Source organism: Haliscomenobacter sp., from assembly GCF_040403615.1.
GTDB lineage: Bacteria > Bacteroidota > Bacteroidia > Chitinophagales > Saprospiraceae > Haliscomenobacter.
On sequence record NZ_JBBAKG010000019.1, the window covers coordinates 18,533 to 38,350 of the forward strand.

Below are 19,818 nucleotides of genomic sequence, written 5' to 3' on the forward strand. Positions count from 1 at the left end.
TTGCTTTTTTTCCTGATCAAAACTTCAAATTGGCGCCCAGCAAAATGGTACGGGCGGATGGATAGGCACCATAGTCGACTCCTGCGGTGCGATCGGCCAGACCTCCATTGGAAGAAACTTCGGGATCAAAACCTTTGTATTTGGAGAAAATCAGCAGGTTTTGGCCTTCTGCATACACCCGCAGGCCTTTGAATTTGCCAACTTTAGGGAAAGTGTAGCCCAAATTCACGTTTTGGACCTTGACAAAAGCGCCATCTTCTACCATTTGCGAAGAATTCAGCGCCAAATTCAAGTTGATGAAAGAGGCACGTCCGTATTCGGCTTGATCACCAGGTTTGCGCCAGCGGTTGCGCACATTGGTGGTATTGTTGGCGTAAATGGAGCTCAGGCCTCCGTCGTTGCTCCAACCCAGGTTTTCAGTTGTACCCCGAATGAGGTTGTACACCTTGTTGCCTACCGAAAAGCGCGTGAAAATACTCAGATCGAAACGACCAAAGTTGAAGGTATTGGTCAGACCTCCGAATAAATCGGGCATGGCTTTACCGATGATTTGAGCATCGTCGTAGTCGATGATGCCATCACCATTGGTATCTTCAAACTGCACATCTCCAGTTTGTGGGTCTACACCAGTATAGCGCAAACCGATGAAAGACCCCAAGGGTTGGCCAACTTGCAGGATATGGGTAGCTTCGAGATCGTCATAAGCATTGAGGTATACGCCGTCGCTGGTCAGGCTTTTGATCTCGTTGTGAATCCAGGTGGTATTGAAATTGATGTTCCAGCGCAGTTTTTCTGAACGCAGCACTGCCGCGTTGAGGTTGAACTCCAGTCCCAGGTTTTGTACTTCGCCGCCGTTGCGGGTAACGGTAGAGAAACCAGTGGTAGCAGGGATGATGTCCTGACTTAAAAGGCGAGATTTAACGGAATTGAAAAACTCAACTGATCCATTGAAACGCCCACCATTGATTTCGTAATCCAGTCCCAGGTTGAACATGCGGTTGGTTTGCCAGCTCAATTTCGGGTCGGCCAAATTACGCAATTGAATGCCTGCTCGCCCGGCGTACCGAGATGCGGTATAAAAGGTAACGTTTTCAAAATCGCCAATTTCCTGGTCACCAGTCAGCCCGTAGCTTACCCGTACTTTCAAATCACTGAAGACTTGTTTAAGCCCGTTGAAAAACTTTTCACTGGTCATGCGCCAAGCCACAGCACCCGATGGAAAAAAGCCAAACCGGTTGTCTTTGGAAAAGCGGGACGAACCATCGGCCCGAGCGGTGAGGGTAAACAAGAAACGGTTTTTATAGTCGTAATTGATTCGACTCAAAAACGATAGAATCGAGAAGGAAGTCCCTTCTGAAGTTGCCCGAATGATGTTGGCCGCACTCGACAAGCGCTCCAGTTTTCCGGGAGGAAAACCTTGGCCAGTAGCACCCGCGCGTTCAATCAGGGTACGTTGCAGGGTAACGCCACCCAGCACGCTGAAGGTACTCTTTCCAGTAGCATGGGTGTAATTGAGGGTGTTTTCATTCAGCCAGGTCGTGTTGCGAAAATTGCCCTCAAACGCTTCTCCCCCAAACGCTTCTGCATCGGCGGTAAGCGGGGATTTGAACTGATTGTCGAACATGAAACTGACATCTCCCGACCAGGCAGTGCGCAGGCTCAGTTTGCTGCTGAGTTTGTACTCTCCATAAATGGTACCCAGGGCGCGGAATCCATTCGTGAAGGCACGGATTTCTTTGGCAGATTTTACCGGATTGTCGGACAGCCAGTTGGCCTGATAATCTTCAAAGCTTGCATAGGTACCGTCGTCTTCATATACAGGCATCAGGGGGGAGGCACCCAGTGCATTGGTGATGATGCCGGTATAGGTATTGTCGTTGAAACTGCGGCGGTTGCGGGTCACCGAGGTATTGAGGGTTACACCCACATTGAACCGACTGTTGATGGTCTGGTCCAGGTTGAGGCGAAAATTGAAGCGCTTGTAAAAGTTTTCAATGATCACCCCTTGCTGATCAAAATAGCCCAAACTGGTGAAATAGCGGGTTTTGTCATTGCCCGCCCGGAAAGACAGTTCGTAGTTGCGGATGGGGGCAGTGCGCGAAACCTCATCGAGCCAGTTGGTATTTTGACCGGTTGAAAGGTCAAAGTTTTCCAAAGGATCGGTCAAAACTGAGGGATCAAAATCGGCACCAAAGGCATTGGGATCTCGCTCATAAACAGCCAGATCGTTTTTGCGGGCTTCTTCGATCAAATCGACCATTTCGCCAGAATTCATAAATTCAATTGGGCGAGCAATGCTTTGCAGCCCGGTGTATACATTGAAATTGGCCTCTTGTGCGCCTTTTTTGCCGCGTTTAGTGGTCACCAGAATGACCCCATTGGCCGCTCTGGCACCATAAATCGACGCGGCAGAAGCATCTTTTAGTACTTCAATGGACTCGATGTCGTTGGGGTTAATGTCGGAAATAGAACTGAGGGACTGGCCCGAGCCCACGTTTTGTCCTTGCAGGTTGAAGGAGGTAGACAGTGCCGAGTTGTTCTCGCTGAGTAAGGGAATGCCGTCCACGACATACAAAGGAGCATTGTTGCCCCGCACGTTGACCAAAAGCCCTGCCCCGGGAGTTCCCGAGGTACTCATCACATTGAGTCCGGCTACGCGCCCTTGCATGCTATTGGCCAAATTGGATACGGGCTGATCCTTGATCTCGCTGGCATTGATGGATGAAATGGCGCCAGTGATCTGACTTTTGCGTTGAGAGCCATAACCCACCACTACCACTTCATCGAGGCGTTGATTTTCTGCCTCCAGGGTGATGTCCAGTTGGGTTTGGTTCCCAACTACTACCTCTAGTTGTTTAAATCCGGTATAGGACACTTCGAGTGTGGTATTGGGGCGAACTTCCATGGAAAAATCGCCGCTAAAGTCGGTTACTGTTCCTTTGGTGGTTCCTTTAATCAAAATGGTAGCGCCAATCAGTGGTTCTTGGTTGGTGTCGCTTACTTTCCCTTTGATGGTGGTTTGGGCGCTCAACAAACCAAAAGGAATGAAGGCCCAAATCCAGAGGAGTACATTCTTAAGTCGCTGTTTTTGCATATTTGTGGTATTTCAGTATTAATTCTTCAATTTCTGGACGACTTGCTCCGCTGCAACCCGACCTGAGTACGCGCCCCCATTCATATACCCCTGAAAAATCACACTGCAATGCTCACCAGCAAAGTAGATATTGCCCTCGGGTTCTTTCTCCACGCCCCCAAACGCCGACCATTGCCCCGTTTTATAAGCCGTGTAGGATCCCAGATTGAACAGGTAGGTTTCCCAGGAGAATTTGTGCAGTTTGCCATTGGTCGCTGCTTTGAAGCCGGGCCAGAGGGTTTCAAGGCCGGGCAGGTATTTTTCCCGGATTTCCTCCATGCTCAACTGTGCCGCATCATGCCCGATATTGCCGCCGCCGAATACAGTGAGGCTGGCCAAATCGCCCGCTTGCAAGCGACTGCTGTCCCAACCGCTGTATGCTGGAAAATCGGTATTGAAACCACCGTGTGAGCCGTGCTTGCGCCAGATCCGCTCGTTGAGGCCAAACAAGATTTTACCGCCATTGCCGTAGCCCAATTCTCGAATGCATTGGCCTTTGGCTGGCGTCCAGCTGAATCCCGTGGTTTTTACTTCCCGCAATTTGGTGAAGGGTAGAGTGAGGATCAGTTGATCTGCCTGAACGGTTTTGAATTTTCCCAGGTGTTCAAACACTGCGGAATACTTGCCTTTGGGGTGTTTGATGATTTCGGTTAAGGCGTAACCCAGGCTGATTTGAGCTTCCATTGTTTTGCCCATGGCATCGGTCAGCGCCTGACTGCCCCCCTGGATTTTGAAGATTTCGGTCAAATCTTCCTGCTCTGCGGGTTCCTCCCCTGGCTCTGGCAATCCCAGTAACAAAAACAAATTAATCGCCGACTGCTCCGATGCATCCATGGTGTAGTACCCCGACATGTTGCTGTGGTAAAATTTTTTCAGCCATCCCTGCATGCCAATGCTGTCGAGGTATTCGGGAATGGACAATTGGTCAATGTCTTTCCAGCTTGCGCAATCACGGTAGGAAAGCTGCTCCAGATCCTGGGGCAATTGCTCTAGACTTGCCCGAAATTTGGGAATAAAGGGACGAATGGCTTCGGTCAGCTCTTCGTCGCTGCGGTTGTAACCATCAAAATAGAGGGATTCCTGCAATTGAGAATCGTCTTTGCGGAGGTCGTATATGTCCAGATGGTAAGCTTTGGCCAGATCCAGCATGTCGGTATGATTGGCATCGATGAATTCACCGCCCACTTCGGTGGTCAGGCCGGGGCCAAAAAAATTGCGCAGCGTCATCATGCGCCCGCCGTAGCGGTTGGATGCTTCGTAAATGGGGGCATTGATACCTGCTTTTTTCAAATGATGGGCTGCACTCAGCCCCGCAATACCAGCGCCTACAATGATGGTTTTGGATTTGGACAGAGAAGCTGGCAGTAGCGATTGCCCCATGAACACTCCGGCAGACAAGCCTGCGAATTGTCGCATGAATGATCTGCGAAGGTGGTAGTATTCAGGGTCGGCACGGCGTAAAGCATTGCTAAAGCTGCGCTGAAGCATTTTGGTCAGGTGTGGTTTCATTTACGGCAGTTAGTGTAATAGAGATATTGTGTCAAATGCCCTCTGCCACTAAAAATATAAAATCTTTTTTCTCAAGGGAAATAAAATTGAAAAAGGGTTGCAAAAGTGAAACTCACCTTTGCAACCCTGCAACCTATTTTTCAACAAATATCAAATTCCTTATGGCATGATTTTTTGTCCATCAAAACTAAAGCCTGAGGCGATAAGCTTGACCTGGGTTACTTTACCCTGGGTGTCTCGTACAAACTGAATGGTAGCTTGTCCAGCCGCATCAAACTTGTCCGGTTCTGGCAAAGCGGTAATTTCCCCAGATTGATCGCCCGCGGTAATCTGTAGTTTGCCTTCTTTTACACTGATTTCGATGTTTTCGAACGGCAAGCCAGTCATTTTGTATTTGCCAGCATACTGATCCAGTGCATTGCCCGCAGCAGGTGCCGCAATGGTTTTGGTTGCAGCAGCAGGAGTGAGTTCCGCATTGTAACTCAACCCCAGAATTACAAACAAGGCTTTCCCCACTTCTGCTTTAGGGTTTTTGGCTACCAAGTACAAGTCGTGAACTCCGCTAGTCGGCGTAATCTTAACGGCCAATGGTGGGGGGGGAGCAAATCCAGAGCTTGACGCTTCGCCTGTTCCAATGTTCGTTGAAGTTCCCAACAAGGCACCCGTTGGACTGTCCAGGTGAATTTCGATGAATCCTCCGGCAGCGTTCATTTGCACTGGAGCAGAGGCGCGCACGCTAATTTCGACGATTCCGGTCAGGTCAACTTGTTTAAAACCTACATGAGCGCCGCTTTCTTGCACGATGGCCAGGTTATTGCCGCCAAATTTCATTTTCATCACCCCTTTCATGTCGTCGATATCTGCCATGTCCACATTGGGGTTGCGCAGTACGTAGGTTTGCTCAGAACTCAAGGCGGGTAAGCCTTTTACGCCATGGTCTTTGTAGGCAGCGCGCAGGATGTATACCCCCACTCCTTTGTCTCCACGAGATGGAACCGTAGTAGTAAAAGTACCTTCAGCGGGCAAGCTCAGTGGCACAGCAGAAGCGTCTTCGTGGCGCAGGATGTAGCGTACGATCACTTCTGCGTCGTCTTTGCTCAGGGCAGGGTGGGCAGCCATGGCCGTTTGTCCCCAAATTCCGCTGCTGCCGTTGATGACCCGAGTAGCCAAAACGCCAACTGCATCGGCCTGACCGCGGTAACGCAAGGCAATATCGCGGAAGCTTGGGCCGATAGATTTTTCGGCACTTTTGTGGCAAGCTTTGCAATCGGTACCGTCAATCAATTTGATGGCGCGGGCAAAACGGCTGTTCTGGTCGGCGCTGCGGTGGCCTTGTGCAATGGCTACTTTGTCGTAGCCTTCGGGCAAGTAATCGATGCTTACCGCCACTTCGGTTGGATCAATCTTACCATTGGCAATGCTTCCGTCTTCTTTGTCGGTTACAGCTACGTTGTAGGCGATGTCCTTATTGGGGAAAAAGAAAGTCTTGTTTCCTTTGGTCAAGGTGAAATCGAGTTTCGGTGGTTCGTTGCCCACAACCAAGTCCAGCGAGCGGGTTGCGCTTTCCCCTTTGCCGTCTTTTACCGTCAAGGTTGCAGTGTAAACCCCAGCTGTTTTGAGGGTCAGCTTAGGGTTGGCTTCTTTGAACAGCAATGGAGTGCCGCCACCTGCTTTGAGGGCTACTTTCCACTCATAGGTAAGTGGATCGCTGTCGTAATCTTTGGTACCTGCGGAAGAAAGCTGAACGGTCAATGGTTTTGCGCCAGCAGGTTTGTCTGCCACTACTTCGACTACTGGTTTGCGGTTGCCGCCATTGTATTCGATGCGGATCAGGCGTGCATCGTCGTTGCCTTGAAACCAGCCTGTACCGTATTCCAGCATGTACAAATCGCCATCGGAATTGAATTCCATGTCGATCGGATTGCTGAATTTATGACTGGGCATAAAGCGTTCCATTGACACAAAATTGCCTTCTTTGTCCATAGTAACGGCCATGATCCAGCCGCGCATCCATTCGTACTCCAGGAATTTACCGTCGTAATAATCCGGGAATGCCCGCTTGGCATTTTTGAAATCGCTGGCGTAATAAACAGGGCCGGCCATGGCATTTCTGCCACCAGTTCCTAGCAGTGGGAAGTCTTTGGATTCGGCATAAGGATACCACACAAAAGCTTTTTGAGCGGGTGGCAATTGAGTCAAACCGGTATTGTTGGGCGATTTGTTGATGGGCGCATTTACATCGTAAAGTGGCCCTGATTTTTTCGCCTCAAAATCGTAGTAGTAGTAAGGTTTGTTGTCGCCAATGAAGTAAGGCCAACCAAAGTTGCCCGCTTTACGCGCCTGTCCAACCTCGTCAAATCCCTCAGGACCGCGGTTTTCCAGAGGCTTGTTGCCGTCAGGACCAACATCGCCCCAGTACACGAATCCAGTCTTTGGGTCAACGGAAATGCGGTAAGGGTTGCGGTGGCCCATGGTATAGATCTCTGGGCGCGTTTTGGGTGTTCCAGGCGCAAACAGGTTGCCTTCTGGAATGGTATACGTACCATCTGGCTGTGGCTTGATGCGGATGATTTTGCCCCGGAGGTCATTGGTATTGCCAGAAGATTTCTGGGCATCCCAAGGGCCACGTCCTGGACGCTCGTCGATAGGGTTCATCCCGTCTGAGCCGTGCGGATTGGTATTGTCGCCGGTGGAAAGGAAGAGATTGCCTTTGGCATCAAAAGCAATAGATCCGCCGGTGTGGCAACATTGATCGCGTTGAACGGGGATTTCCAGCAGTACTTTTTTAGAATCCATCACCAATTCCTCGCCGCGCAATTCGTAGCGGGTCAGGATGTTTTTGGGTTCGTTTCCGGCAGGGGAGTAATACAAGTAAATCCAGTGGTTTTGAGCAAAGTTAGGATCCTTAGCCAGACCCAAAAGGCCATCTTCTGCCTCGGCCTGGTTGCCTTTGGCATCGGGCAGGTATTTGGTGCTCACCGGAATAGTGGCAATGGTTTTAGATTTGCCGACTTTAGGGTCGTACAGTTTCACTGTACCTCTACGCTGGATGAACAGCACCCGGTTGTTGTCGAGCATGGTCAGTTCGACGGGTTCTTCTAGTTTTTCTTCCAATACAACTTTGGTGAAGCGGTTTTCTTCTGGCATCATCTTGGAGTGTACCTTGGAATAATCCAGTGGTTTGGTGCCTATGGCGTATTTTAATCCTTCGCTCAGGTGGCGCAGGAACAGGTCTTCAGAAAAACTCTCGTTGGTGTGGCCCATTGCGGTGTAAAAAGCACGACCACCGTCATAATCGTGGTACCAGCTCATGGGGTGCTTGGATGAGCCCATTTTGGCACCCGAGTAAGATTTTTCATCGATGCTAACCAAAACTTTAGCTTCCGGGTTGATGTCGCGGAAATCGTAAAATTCATCGGTGCGCTCCCAAGGATCGGGCAGGAATGAGGTTGAAGCATGAGTCTTGTCCTCCACGTGGAAAATTCCTTTTTGGACGTTGCTGGGCGTGCTGGGGTGACTGGTAAAGTACCCGCCAGCTAATTTGCCGTACCAGGGCCAGTCGTATTCGGTATCGGTGGCCGAGTGGATGCCTACGTAGCCACCACCCGCCTGGATGTAGCGCTCAAAAGCATTTTGCTGAGTTGCGTCGAGTACGTCACCAGTGGTACAAAGAAACACTACCGCAGCATATTGCTTCAGGTTCGCTTCGTTGAATTTGGCGGAATTTTCGGTGGTGTCTACGGCAAAGCCTTTGCTTTGGCCCATCTTGATGAGGGCAGTTTTGCCAGGATCGATGGAAGAGTGGCGATATACAGTTGTTTTGCTAAACACCAAAATACGTGGTGTTTGTGCAAAAAGAAACCCTCCGATAAGCAACAGCATCAAAAGTGCAGTTGTCCGTTGGAAGAAGGACAATATAGTTGGGTGCATGATGTAGGTTTAAGAAATCAAAAGTTCATTGTGTTAAAATTACACAATGATAAGGAATTGGCAGGTTTTTACAAAATTCTGACAGAGGGAATTCGACGGATGGGGAAAATAATTGGATGGTTGGGTTGACTTTGTGGGGTGGAATGATTTAGAATTGTTGATTATGGTTTTTTACTTTGGAGTCTTGTTCAAATCCCTCACATCGGTATTTTCGCTACTTCGAAAGCATGAAAATGCAAGTCCCGTACAAAGCCCATATTGCCGAACAATTTTTTGCCTCCAGGCAGGGCTTTCATGCGACCGAGTCTCCGGTTTCCCCGTTCTATTTCGGCTGGGGTGGGTACTCTGCGTTCACCGATTGTGCCATAGATTTTGGTCATTGGTGGCGTTCTGAACTTGCCGAAAAACAGGCTGCTCAGCCAGTACCACTTTCCGCTATTCACGGCCATGATGCACACTTTGGGGTTGGTTCCGGCATTGCGGGGGATGTTTTGGGTGAAAATTTCAAAGTAAAATCCCGAAAAATCGTCCCGATTGAGAAAGAACGAACCGATGGGCGTGACGTTGGGTTGCCCCTCGGCATCCACTGTTGCAATGGAAACGTGCAGGTTGGTAGCAAAACCGTGGCGGAAGTTTTGGCGGATGATTGGCCAATTTTCAGAGTTGATGGGTGAAGGCATGAGGGTGTTTTTGGAGGAAACAAGGTAGGGGGGTATTGGTTTTGGGGAAGGTTAGCTTAGGAAACATTTCCGGAAATTTTTGGGAAAGCAAGAAACATATTTTTGCATAAAAATTTCGCCATCTCACAGTTTTGAAGATGGCGAAATTTTAAACGTATACTGCGGAGGTATCCTAAAAACTCACCAACTCAATATCAAAAATAATCACGGTATTGGCAGGTACGCCACCCTGACTCCCTGTGCTGCCATAGCCCAATTTTGAAGGCAATAAAAAGATGCCCTTGCCTCCTTTTTTCAAGAGTGGAATTGCAATTTTCCAGCCTTCAATCAAATTGGATAAAGCAAACTGTCTGGTTTCATCCACTTTGGTTTGGTCAAACACTTTTTTGTCGGTCAAGTAACCCTTGTATTTTACGGTAACGGTAGAGCTGGAACTTGGGTTGTCGCCAGTTCCTGGTTCAACGATCACATAGTACATGCCTGAGGAATGCTTGTCGGCTTTCAGGTTGTTGTCTTTCAGGTATTTCTGAATCGTTGCGTCATCGTATTCTTCCTGGGTGCCAAAATCTACCAATTCAATGTCGAAAACAAGAATGGAATTGGCCGGAATTCCGTTTTGAGCAGTATTTCCGTAGGCCAGAGAAGAAGGAATAATAATGGTGGCTTTGCCTCCTTTTTTCATCTTGCCAATGCCAATCTGAAATCCTGGAATCAGGTTAAGCAAAGGAGCGGTAATAGGTTTACCCACTTCTGATTTGTCAAATTCTGTACCGTCCAGAAAGTACCCTCTATAGTTAAAGGTCACTAATCGGGTTGAATCGAAACGAATGGATCTTCCTGTGCCTTCTACCGTACTGGCGTAAAATAGACCTGAAGCATCCTTCGTTGCTTTAAGCCCCTTGTCACTCACGTACTTCTCAATGGTCGCAATCTGATCGTTCAATCGGTCTTCCTCTTTGGAATTCAGATTGACGCAGGCACTGGTTAGGATCAAACCCAGGAGTAGAAAAAAGCTTAAAATTCTTTGTCTCATCGTGCTTTGTTTTAATCAAAAACCCAAATAGGGTCTGTTGTACTCAACAACTATTCATTTGGGGCGAAAAATAAGGCAATTATTCCTTTATTTTGGTCGTACATCTGTTAAACGGTTAAATTAGCTTTTATGAAAAACACAATTATCTGTCTGTTGGTACTTTCAACTGTTATGGCTTGTAAGCCCAAAGAAACAAACTCCAAAGAAAAATTGCCAGATGCCAAAGCATTTGGATACCTGCATTTGGTGGGCAAACTTGGTGATGCGCCCCTACACATGAACCTTATTCAGGATCAAGATTACGATGGAAAGCCTTGGTACAATGGAAGTTATACCATAGATGACATCCAGGAACCCATTGGTATTTACACCATAAGCGATACTACTGGCCAAGACCTTTTGATCCTGGATGAAATGGGAACCCCCGATGATAAAGTTGGCGAGTTTAAGGGCAAATTAACCGATGGTTCTTTCACCGGAACCTTTACGAGCAAGGAAGGGAAAGAATTGCCCTTTGCGCTTGATTTTTCTTATCCGGAAGGCAGCTTGAAGTTTACCACGGTGCGGGTAGAAGTTTCCAAAAAAGCAGATGAAAAGCTGAAAGACTCTCCCAAAGCAACTTTCCGCTACGAATTCGTGAAACCTAAGCAGGATTGGTTACGATTCGTGCTCTTGGGTGAAGTGGTAGGCGATTCGCTGGCTCAGGTTTACAAAACCATTGAGAATGCTTATATTCAGGAGCAAAAGCCCTTCTTTGATTCCTATCTGGAAGAAGCTAAAGCTCAAATTGGCGAAGATTCGGATTTCAACCCTAGCTTTTTGAATTATGAATCCGAAAAGAGCATGGATGTCCTGTTCAATCAAGACAACCTGTTGAGCATTGCCGTAGTGGATTACAGCTACAGTGGTGGCGCCCACGGCAATTACGGCTCCTCCTGTGCTTCTTTTGATTTGACCAAACAAAAGAAAATCACGCTCGAAGACCTTTTTAAACCAGGTTATGAAAAGACTTTGACAGATGCGCTCAATGCAGCTGCCAGGAAAAAATACGGCGTAAAAAAGTTGGATGAGGTGCTGTTTGTGGACAAGGTAGAACCCAACGGGAATTTTTTCGTGACAGGAAAAGGCATCTGCTTCAATTACACGCCTTATGAAATTGCGTCTTATGCGCAAGGAGAACAAAGGATTTTTGTGCCGTTTGCGGAGTTGAAAGGGGTTTTGAAGTAAGTATTTGGGTTCACACAATTCATTTCAAATTGTGTGAACCCAAAAATTGTTAATACCCCTGATTCTGCTTCACATTTCCACCACTCAAGTCGATCTCCGTTTGAGGGATCGGGAACAATTCGTGCCGCCCTTTGATGAATTTTTTGCCCAGGGCTTTCATTTTTGCTTCCGCTTGCCCCGTGCGCAGTAAATCAAACCAACGCTGTTGTTCCATGGCCAATTCTACGCGGCGTTCTTGCCAGATGCGTTGGCGCAGGGCGTCTTTGTCGGTTACGGTTACGTCGGGCAGGATGTTCTTGCGTGTACCCCGAGCGCGTGCACGCACGGCGTTCAGGTAGGGGAGGGCTTGTTGTGCCTTGCCATTTTCATTCAAAGCCTCGGCAGCAATAAGCAATACATCTGCATAGCGCAACATGCGGATATTGCTGGGCCCATTGTCTTGCAAAAGCGCATGAGACGGGGTCCAAGCTTTTTGGTTGTAGCGCTCGTTGTCAATTTGTAGATTGTCTTCAATTACTGCTGAACCGTCGGGAAGTGCTTCGCCAACCAACAATACCGTGGCATCGCGGCGAGGATCACCAAATTCAAACGCTTTAACCAGGTCGTCCGAAGGCAGATTGAAGCCCCAGCCCAGGTTGGGTGTTCCGCGTACGCCTTGAACCATGTTCCAGGGCGTTGCACCGGCATAAGATGCTTCCAAGGCGGTAGCTTGTACTTCAAAAACCGACTCACTGGAGTTTTCGCCTTCTGGCAAAAAGATTTTGCTGAAGTCAGCTAGTAGGGCATATTCCTTGGAATTGATGACTTCCAAGGCGAATTTTTCGGCATTGGGGTAATCTTTCACCGTCAAGTAAACCTTTGCTAAAAGACCACGCGCAGAACCCTTGGTTGCCCTTCCCAAATCTTCGGGGGCATAAGCTGATTTTTCGGGCAAATTGGCGATGGCCTCAGTAAGGTCGCTCGCGATGAGCTTGTAAATTTCGCCACTAGAAGCCCGCGTTTGGGTGTAAAACTCCGCTTGGGTAAGTGGCCGCGTAATCAACGGCAAATCGCCAAACCAGCGCACCAGGTTGAAGTAGAAATAAGCCCGCAGGAACTTGGCTTCGCCAATCAAGCGCTTGCGCAACGTTTCATCCATTAACGGAATTTTTGGAATGCCATCAATCGCCACATTGGCGCGGAAAATGCCCTGGTAATGGCCCCGCCAGGAGCCACGGGTGTCTTCAGGAAATCCGGGATCCCAGGTGAAATCATCAAAAGCCGTCAGGCGTTGGGCATCGGCAGGAAAACTGCCTTTGACCGCATCGTCGCTAACGATATCAGTCATGGCCAACCACGGGAAAGAGGTCAGGTTCCAATCCCGCAAGGAATTGTAGACCGCATTTACCGCCCAAACGCCGTGATCTTTGGTCTGAAAATAGTTGTTGGCGTTGATGACGCCCTGAGGCTTTACATCCAGAAAATTCCCGTTTTGGCAGGAATTGCCGAGCATGAAAACCAGCATCACGCTTGCCGTTATCCGAAAAAGGTCTTGATTGCGCATGATTCGAGTTGTTTAGAAGGTGATGTTTATGCCAGCCAACCAGGTGCGGGACAGTGGATAAACGCCACCATCGATGCCTACTTGCAAAACGTTTTCACTGGAAATTTCGGGGGTAAACCCACTGTATTTTGTCCAGGTGAAAATGTTGTTGCCGCTGGCGTAAACCCGTAAACTGTTCAATTTGATGTGTTCCAAAAGTTTTTTGGGAAGACTAAAACCCAACACTGCACTCCGCAGGCGGAAATAGGAGCCATTTTCCAAAAAGCGATCGGATATTTGGTAGTTATAACCACCATTGGTGATTCTTGGTTCAGTATTGGAAGTGCCTGGCCCCGTCCAACGGTTCAAAAAAGAAGCTTCATAGTTGGGAATGCCGAATCCCCGAGCAGCGCGTTTGCCATTGTAAATTTTGTTGCCACTCACGCCGTTGAAATCTACAGAGAAATCGAACCCGTATGCATCAAACCCTAGATTGAAGCCATACACCAAATTGGGGATCGGGCTACCCAGCCAGGTACGATCCTGTGAGTCGATGATGCCGTCTCCGTTGGTGTCTTCAAAACGAAGATCGCCAGGTACAACCGCTTCTCGGGCAGGATGCTGGGCAATTTCTTCAGCATTTTGGTATACGCCGACAACTTTGTATCCATAGAATGAACCGATGGGGCGGCCAACCGTGGTGCGGGTAGCGGTGGCAAACAAGGCTTCATTGCCAGTGCCTAGGGAGCGCACTTCGTTTTTGAGGGTAGACCCCAAAACACCAACATGGTAATTGAATTTGCCTATGGTACTGCGGTAATTCAAAGTGAGATCCAAACCCGAGTTGCGCACATTGGCTGCGTTTACGTAAGGATTGGAGGCAGAACCAACATAATCTGGAATCGGTACAGGAACGAGGATCTTATTGGTATTGCGGGAGTAATACTCCACTTCCAGGGTCAAACGATTGTCGATGAACCCCAATTCCGCACCTAAATCGGTGCTGGAGGTTTGTTCCCATTGCAAAAATGGGTTGGCCAAGGAAATGAGCGACGCCCCAAAATTCAAGGTTTCAGTGCCACCAAATACTGCACTCAAGTTATTGGTAACGGTAGGAATGGCTGCGTCAGAAGGAAATTTGTCATTGCCCAAACGCCCCCAGCTGGCGCGCAGTTTGAGGTTGTCGATGAATTCTACTTTTTTCAAAAAGGGTTCTTCTTTCACCCGCCAGGCCACGGCAAAGGCTGGGAAATTTCCATACCGCCTTTCTGATCCGAATTTAGAAGACCCATCACGGCGGAAAGTAGCGGTGAAAAGGTAACGCTCTTTGAAGTTGTAATTGGCGCGAAACAGGTACGATTGGTAGCGTTCCGGGTTGTTGCCGATGTTGTAATTGGTTGCGGTTTCTACGTCGCCAGCATCGAGATAAAAAAACTCTTCGGTATCGCCAATCAGGCGCTGGCGAGAACCGCCAATGCGCTCGCCACCACGAGCTTGTTGGGTATAACCCGCCAAAATACTGAAACGATGTACGCCAACCTGACGAGAGTAATTGAGGGTGTTTTCCCATTGCCAGTCGTTGTAACGCGAAAACTCAGCGTTGATGCGGCTTTGGGGGTTGCGTTGTTTGTCGTCTACTTCAAATTGAGGCTCATAACTTTTGCCCCGGCTGTTGATGCTGTTGAAACCAAAACTGCTGCGTGCGGTCAGGTTTTTGATGGGGTAGATCTCTACGTATGCATTGCCGTTGATTTGCTGGCCGTAACCCCGGTTGTAACTGTTGTAGCGCAATTGGGCTGCGGGGTTGCTCACGTTGGAATTGGTGGAAGTACTTCCAAATTTTCCATTTTCATTGATGGCAATCACAGTAGGATCGGCAGCGTAGGAGTTAAATACAATCCCGCCGGGTTCGCGGTTGTTGTTGCTGGAGATGAAGGATAGGTTGTGTCCCAGTTTTACCCCTTTGATGAGGTTGTACTCGTTGTTTACCCTCAAGGAATAACGGTTGAAATAAGAGGATTTGATGATCCCGTTTTGCAAAAAGGCATCGCCACTGATGCTGTAGGTCATAGCTTCAGAACCGCCACTTACGTTGAGGTTGTAATTTTGGATGCTCGCATCGCGAAATATTTCATTCTGCCAATCGGTACCGGTGCCAAAAGCGTCGGGATTGGCGTAAGGCGGCTTGCCACCAGAATTGGTGTAAAATTCATTGACCAAGCGTGCATATTCCGCACCGGTGGACAAATCGATTTTTTTTGCAACCTGCTGAATGCCATTGTAGGCGTTGAAACTAAAGCGGGCTTTTTGGCCACGAATTCCTTTGCGGGTGGTGATCAGCACCACGCCATTGGCACCCCGAGTACCATAAATAGCAGCCGAGGACGCATCTTTAAGGACTTCGATGTTCTCGATGTCGCTGGAATTGAGAAAGTCAATGTTGTCGAGAATGAGGCCGTCGACAACGTAGATGGGGTTGGCATTGTTCAAAGTGCCTGTACCCCGGATGCGGATGACCGGGCCTTCGCCAGGTCGGCCTGAGGCAGAACTTACATTTACCCCTGCAATTTTACCTTGCAGTGCCTGGGTTACGTTGGAGGCGGCTACTTTTTGGAGTTCCGTGGATTTAATGGAACCCACCGAGCCTGTCAAGTCGCTTTTGCGTTGGGTACCATAGCCTACCACTACTACTTCGTTGATCATCAAAGTGGCGTCGCTCATTACTACGTCAACGGTAGTACGGCCTTTGACTGAAATTTCTTGGGTTTGAAAACCAGTATAGGAAAAAACCAGAATTGCTTCTGCATCTGGGATTTCCAACGCGTAATTGCCTTCCAGATCGGTAATCCCTCCCTGAGTGGAGTTCTTTATTTGAATGTTGACGCCGATTAGCGCCTCTTTTTTTTCATCGGTCACTTTTCCGGTGATCGTAACCTGGGCGGATAGTGAAGTAAAGCAAGCCGCGCCCAAGAGGAGCAGAGTGGATAGGAAACGCATATCGATTATTTTAAAGGTTTAGGGTTTGAGTTTTAAGTTCACACAAAATCAAGTATGTGGTTAAAATTGGATGAACTTAAAACTCAAAACCCTAAAACTTAAAACCTTGAAAATCAAAAATTACTGTTTTACAAACTTCGTTTTGGCTTTCATCAAGCCGTTCTTATCGTAACCAGCCAGGATGTACATGCCTGGACCGAAGTTGGCAGTATTCAAATTTACAAAATTTTGACCGCTGGTGCGGATCGTGTACACTTTTTGCCCTACGGTGTTGAATACATCAAAGCCGTACAGCTCATCGCCATTTTCAATGATCAATTCAGTCGTTACCGGGTTTGGATACACCTTGAGGTTGGCCAAAGCCAGATCGCGTACCCCTACCGAAGTGGCACTACAAGATTTGTCGCCGATGGAAAGGTCGTCAAAGTAGTAGCGCTTTTCAGCAGTAGGAACTGCATCAAAATCCATGATCATGGACAAGGTGCTGTAAATAGCTCCATCTGGAATGTTCAAGGTAGTGAAATCCCAGGTAAGCTCTTGCCACTGGTTTGGCGTCGTGTACTTCACCTTGGTATCGCCGGTATTTGGTGCTCCATTGGGGCTGCGCTCCAACTTGAATACCACGTTGGCTTCGTGATCCATCAGCACTTTCATGCTGACTTTCTTATTCTTGCCCAATGAAACCTGAGCAGGAAGAGCATCGTTGAAGTACCCGGCGAAAACCTCACCACCTGGACGTTCGATGAATTCGGCTACCTTGTTGCTGGTGTTGATGCCGCTCTTCTTAGGGTTGTCGATGACGATGCCAGATTTTTTGCCATCCAAACTTCCGTTGGCAAAATACTGCCAGCCACCCAGGTCGTCCAGTGCAGTTTCAAAGTTGGAGATGCAAGAAGTATAAGGTGCTCTGCGCAATTCAACATCATCGATGTAGTACACATCATTTTCCGTGGGCAATTTGGCTACATTGAAGAAAATGACCAATTTGGTATGGCCTTTGCCGGCAGCAGCACTGAAGTCGATGGAGTATTGTACCCACTTGCGGGTATTGGCGGCAGTCACCTCAGAAAATATTTCAGGTGCTTGACCTGTGCCTCCTTCGAGTTTGAACAAAAGTGGCACTGCTTTGGGTGACCAGATTTTAATCTGCAATTGATTCAATACCGACAAATCGATGGCTTTACTGAACTCGTAAACAATCGCAGAATATTCATCCTTGGGATCTGTGTACTCCCCAACTTTATCGCTGGCTGAAGAATTGATGCCACTTGGATCAGGGTTGTTGATCACCTTGAGGAAGTCGCCACCCGTAGTAGATACTTTGGTGTAGTTGCGCTGGCATTCAAAATCATCTACTTGACCAGTAACGGCAACGACGCCTTCACAAACATTGACCGTAGAAATGGTTTGGGTCAGGTTGTCGTAGTACCAGGTTGCAGTAGAAGCCAAATCGGCATCAAAGACAATTTCTACGCGTTCAAAATCGATAACGGTTTTGAAGTTGCTGAAGTTGAAATTCAGGTCTTGCCATTTGCCCGTTTCCGCAATGGGGCGAGTGATTTCTTTCAGGCCTGCGGTAGTAGAAACCAAACGCAGGGTCAGGTTCTTAGCTCCAGCAGGTGCCCATACTTGCAGGTTGACTTGAGGGAAAGCAGCCAGCGTAAAGCCTTGTGGCAAAAGCGCTTTCAAACCACCCAGTTTGGAACTGCCTTTGGTATAGGAACCAATGGTAGCAGAAGGGTTGCCTACCTTATCCGGGTTGGCAATTTCACCATTGTACTTGCCAAATACACCTACGGCACCTAGAGACTCCCAACCCAATTTGGCGCCACCTTCGAAATCTTCCAGAGCGCTGCTCTTTTCAGGGGCAACCAGGCTAATGTCGTCTACGTAGTAAATGTCATTTGCGCCTGGCAATTTGCCTGCGTTGAAGAAAATGACAATTTTGGTATGGTTGGCGTTTTCCTGACTCTTAAAATCGGCAGTGTATTCCACCCATTTGTTCAATTGGGTAACGGCAACAGGGATTTCAATGCCACCAGATGTGCCGCCTTCCAATTTGAGCAACAAATTGCCAGCAACTGGCGCCCATACTTTCAATTTCAATTGGTTGCGGTCTTTGAGTGGAATGCTTCCGCCCCAATCGATCACCAAGGCGTGGAATTCCCCACCTGTATCTTTGTAACGACCTACTTTGGCGCTGAGGTTGGCACCGAATTTATCGGGGTTGTCTACCGCAGTGATGTCGTCAAAACCAGGCTGGCCATAAGCAGCGTTGCGCTGGCATTCAAAATCGTCCAGAATTTTGGGATCTTTTTCTACTGCTAAACAAGCACCTGCGGGAACCGCAACGAGGTTGTCAAACAAATAGGTATCCGAGCTAGCGTCTACCCCTGGATCAAAGAACAGGATGATTTTATTCAACCCTTTCAATGCCGCAGATTTGCTGAAGTTGAAAGTATATTCTACCCATTGATCTTTTACGGCAATGTTTTTAAGTTCTTCAACTGCGCCATTGGGGCCTTCCAATTTCAGGATAAAAGCAGTGGGAGCCGCAGTTTTTACCTGGATTTTGAATACGTTGTAGATCGACAAATCGATGGGTTTCGCTAATTCAGTCAGAAAAAGGCTATATCCAGCCCCTGCTTTTTTGGTATAAGCACCCACTTGGGTACTGCCATTGATTTTCAGCGTATCTCCACCAGGAGGGTTGGGCACCACCACAAATGACCCATCGAGGGGCTTCCAAGTCAATTTGGCACCCCCTTGAAAATCTTCGTAAACGAAAGATGTTGGCGCTGGATCAAGGGCAATGTCGTCAAAATAGTAGATGTCGTTTGCGCCGGGCAAAACACCTGCATTAAAGAACAACACCAACCTGGTCTGGTTGGTAGTAGCTTGATCACTAAAATTTACTGTGTACTCCACCCATTTGTTCAGTTCGGTTATTGGAACTGGGATTTCTTTAAAGGGGGAAGTTCCACCTTCCAGTTTAACCAATAGATTGCCTGCAACAGGAGCCCAAACCTTGATTTTGAATATGTTGCGGTCTTTCAAAGGAATTGCGCCGCCCCAATCCAACACAATGGCATTGTATTCGCTGCCGCTGTCTTTGTAACGGGCAACTTTTGTACTGGTGTTGATGCCAGTTTTGTCTGGATTATCAACAACAGAGACTTCGTCAAGCCCTGGAAGTCCGTAAGTAATGTTGCGCTGACATTCAAAATCATCTAGGATTTTGGCGCTGGGTGCAACCCCAGCACAAGGGCCTGCGGCGCTTACAGTCAAATTGTCAAACAAGTACGTGTCTGCGCTGGCATCTACCCCTGGATCGAAGAATAGGATGATTTTTTTCAGGTTAGGTGTAGCTGCAGCTTTGCTGAAATCAAAGGAGTACTCAATCCATTGCCCCGTAACGGCGATGTTTTTCGTTATTTCGATGTTACCGCTGGTGCCTTCCAGTTTCAAAATAAAGGCTGAGGGTACGGTGGCTTTTACCTGGATTTTGAACTGGTTATTGGTAGTTAAATCCAATGCAGTTGGCAATTCTGCGAGGAACAGACTGTAAGCAGATCCCGCCTTTTTGGTGTAAGATCCGGCTTTGGCACTGCTGTTGACTTTCAGGATGTCACCTCCAGGAGCGTTGTTAACGACAGAGAATTGACCATCGAGGGCATTCCAGGGCAACTTGGCGCCGCCCTCGAAATCTTCGAGTACTACCTGTGTCATACCCAAGAGGGGTAGCAAAAGCATTGTGAAAAAGAGCAGATGTTTTTTCATTTTTTTA

General features: G+C 48.1%; 9 protein-coding genes. 1 reads left to right on the forward strand and 8 read right to left on the reverse strand.

Annotated elements, in window-relative coordinates:
• Nucleotides 1–16: 16 nt before the first annotated feature.
• The 5 genes from ABW391_RS08405 to ABW391_RS08425 all read right to left on the reverse strand — a co-directional run bounded on the left by ABW391_RS08405 (nt 17) and on the right by ABW391_RS08425 (nt 10,285).
• Nucleotides 17–3,094, reverse strand: a complete 3,078-nt coding sequence (locus ABW391_RS08405) for a SusC/RagA family TonB-linked outer membrane protein (protein ID WP_353481401.1) — start codon at nt 3,092–3,094, stop codon at nt 17–19.
• A gap of 18 nt (nt 3,095–3,112) precedes the next feature.
• On the reverse strand, nt 3,113–4,642 hold the full coding sequence (locus ABW391_RS08410) for a flavin monoamine oxidase family protein (RefSeq protein ID WP_353481402.1): 1,530 nt from the start codon (nt 4,640–4,642) through the stop codon (nt 3,113–3,115).
• Nucleotides 4,643–4,801: 159 nt separating this feature from the next.
• Nucleotides 4,802–8,572 carry a ThuA domain-containing protein gene (locus tag ABW391_RS08415; RefSeq protein WP_353481403.1) on the reverse strand — a complete coding sequence of 1,257 codons (3,771 nt, stop codon included), beginning with the start codon at nt 8,570–8,572 and terminating at the stop codon, nt 4,802–4,804.
• 197 nt (nt 8,573–8,769) lie between these two features.
• Complete coding sequence (locus ABW391_RS08420) at nt 8,770–9,252, reverse strand: pyridoxamine 5'-phosphate oxidase family protein (protein WP_353481404.1); 483 nt, start codon at nt 9,250–9,252, stop codon at nt 8,770–8,772.
• Nucleotides 9,253–9,424: 172 nt separating this feature from the next.
• Nucleotides 9,425–10,285: an FKBP-type peptidyl-prolyl cis-trans isomerase gene (locus ABW391_RS08425; protein WP_353481405.1), complete on the reverse strand. Its 861-nt coding sequence runs from the start codon at nt 10,283–10,285 to the stop codon at nt 9,425–9,427.
• A 129-nt stretch (nt 10,286–10,414) separates the two neighbouring features.
• Here ABW391_RS08425 and ABW391_RS08430 point away from each other — a divergent pair, with 129 nt between their 5' ends.
• Nucleotides 10,415–11,512: a DUF3298 and DUF4163 domain-containing protein gene (locus tag ABW391_RS08430; protein WP_353481406.1), complete on the forward strand. Its 1,098-nt coding sequence runs from the start codon at nt 10,415–10,417 to the stop codon at nt 11,510–11,512.
• 49 nt (nt 11,513–11,561) lie between these two features.
• Here ABW391_RS08430 and ABW391_RS08435 read toward each other — a convergent pair whose 3' ends face one another.
• The 3 genes from ABW391_RS08435 to ABW391_RS08445 form a co-directional block, all read right to left on the reverse strand.
• A complete protein-coding gene (locus ABW391_RS08435; RefSeq protein WP_353481407.1) occupies nt 11,562–13,055 on the reverse strand; it encodes a RagB/SusD family nutrient uptake outer membrane protein in 1,494 nt (497 codons plus the stop codon).
• A 12-nt stretch (nt 13,056–13,067) separates the two neighbouring features.
• Entirely contained in the window at nt 13,068–16,031 is a 2,964-nt protein-coding gene (locus ABW391_RS08440; RefSeq protein WP_353481408.1) for a SusC/RagA family TonB-linked outer membrane protein, read from the reverse strand.
• Between the two features lie 120 nt (nt 16,032–16,151).
• Nucleotides 16,152–19,811: a T9SS type A sorting domain-containing protein gene (locus ABW391_RS08445; RefSeq protein ID WP_353481409.1), complete on the reverse strand. Its 3,660-nt coding sequence runs from the start codon at nt 19,809–19,811 to the stop codon at nt 16,152–16,154.
• Nucleotides 19,812–19,818: the final 7 nt, after the last annotated feature.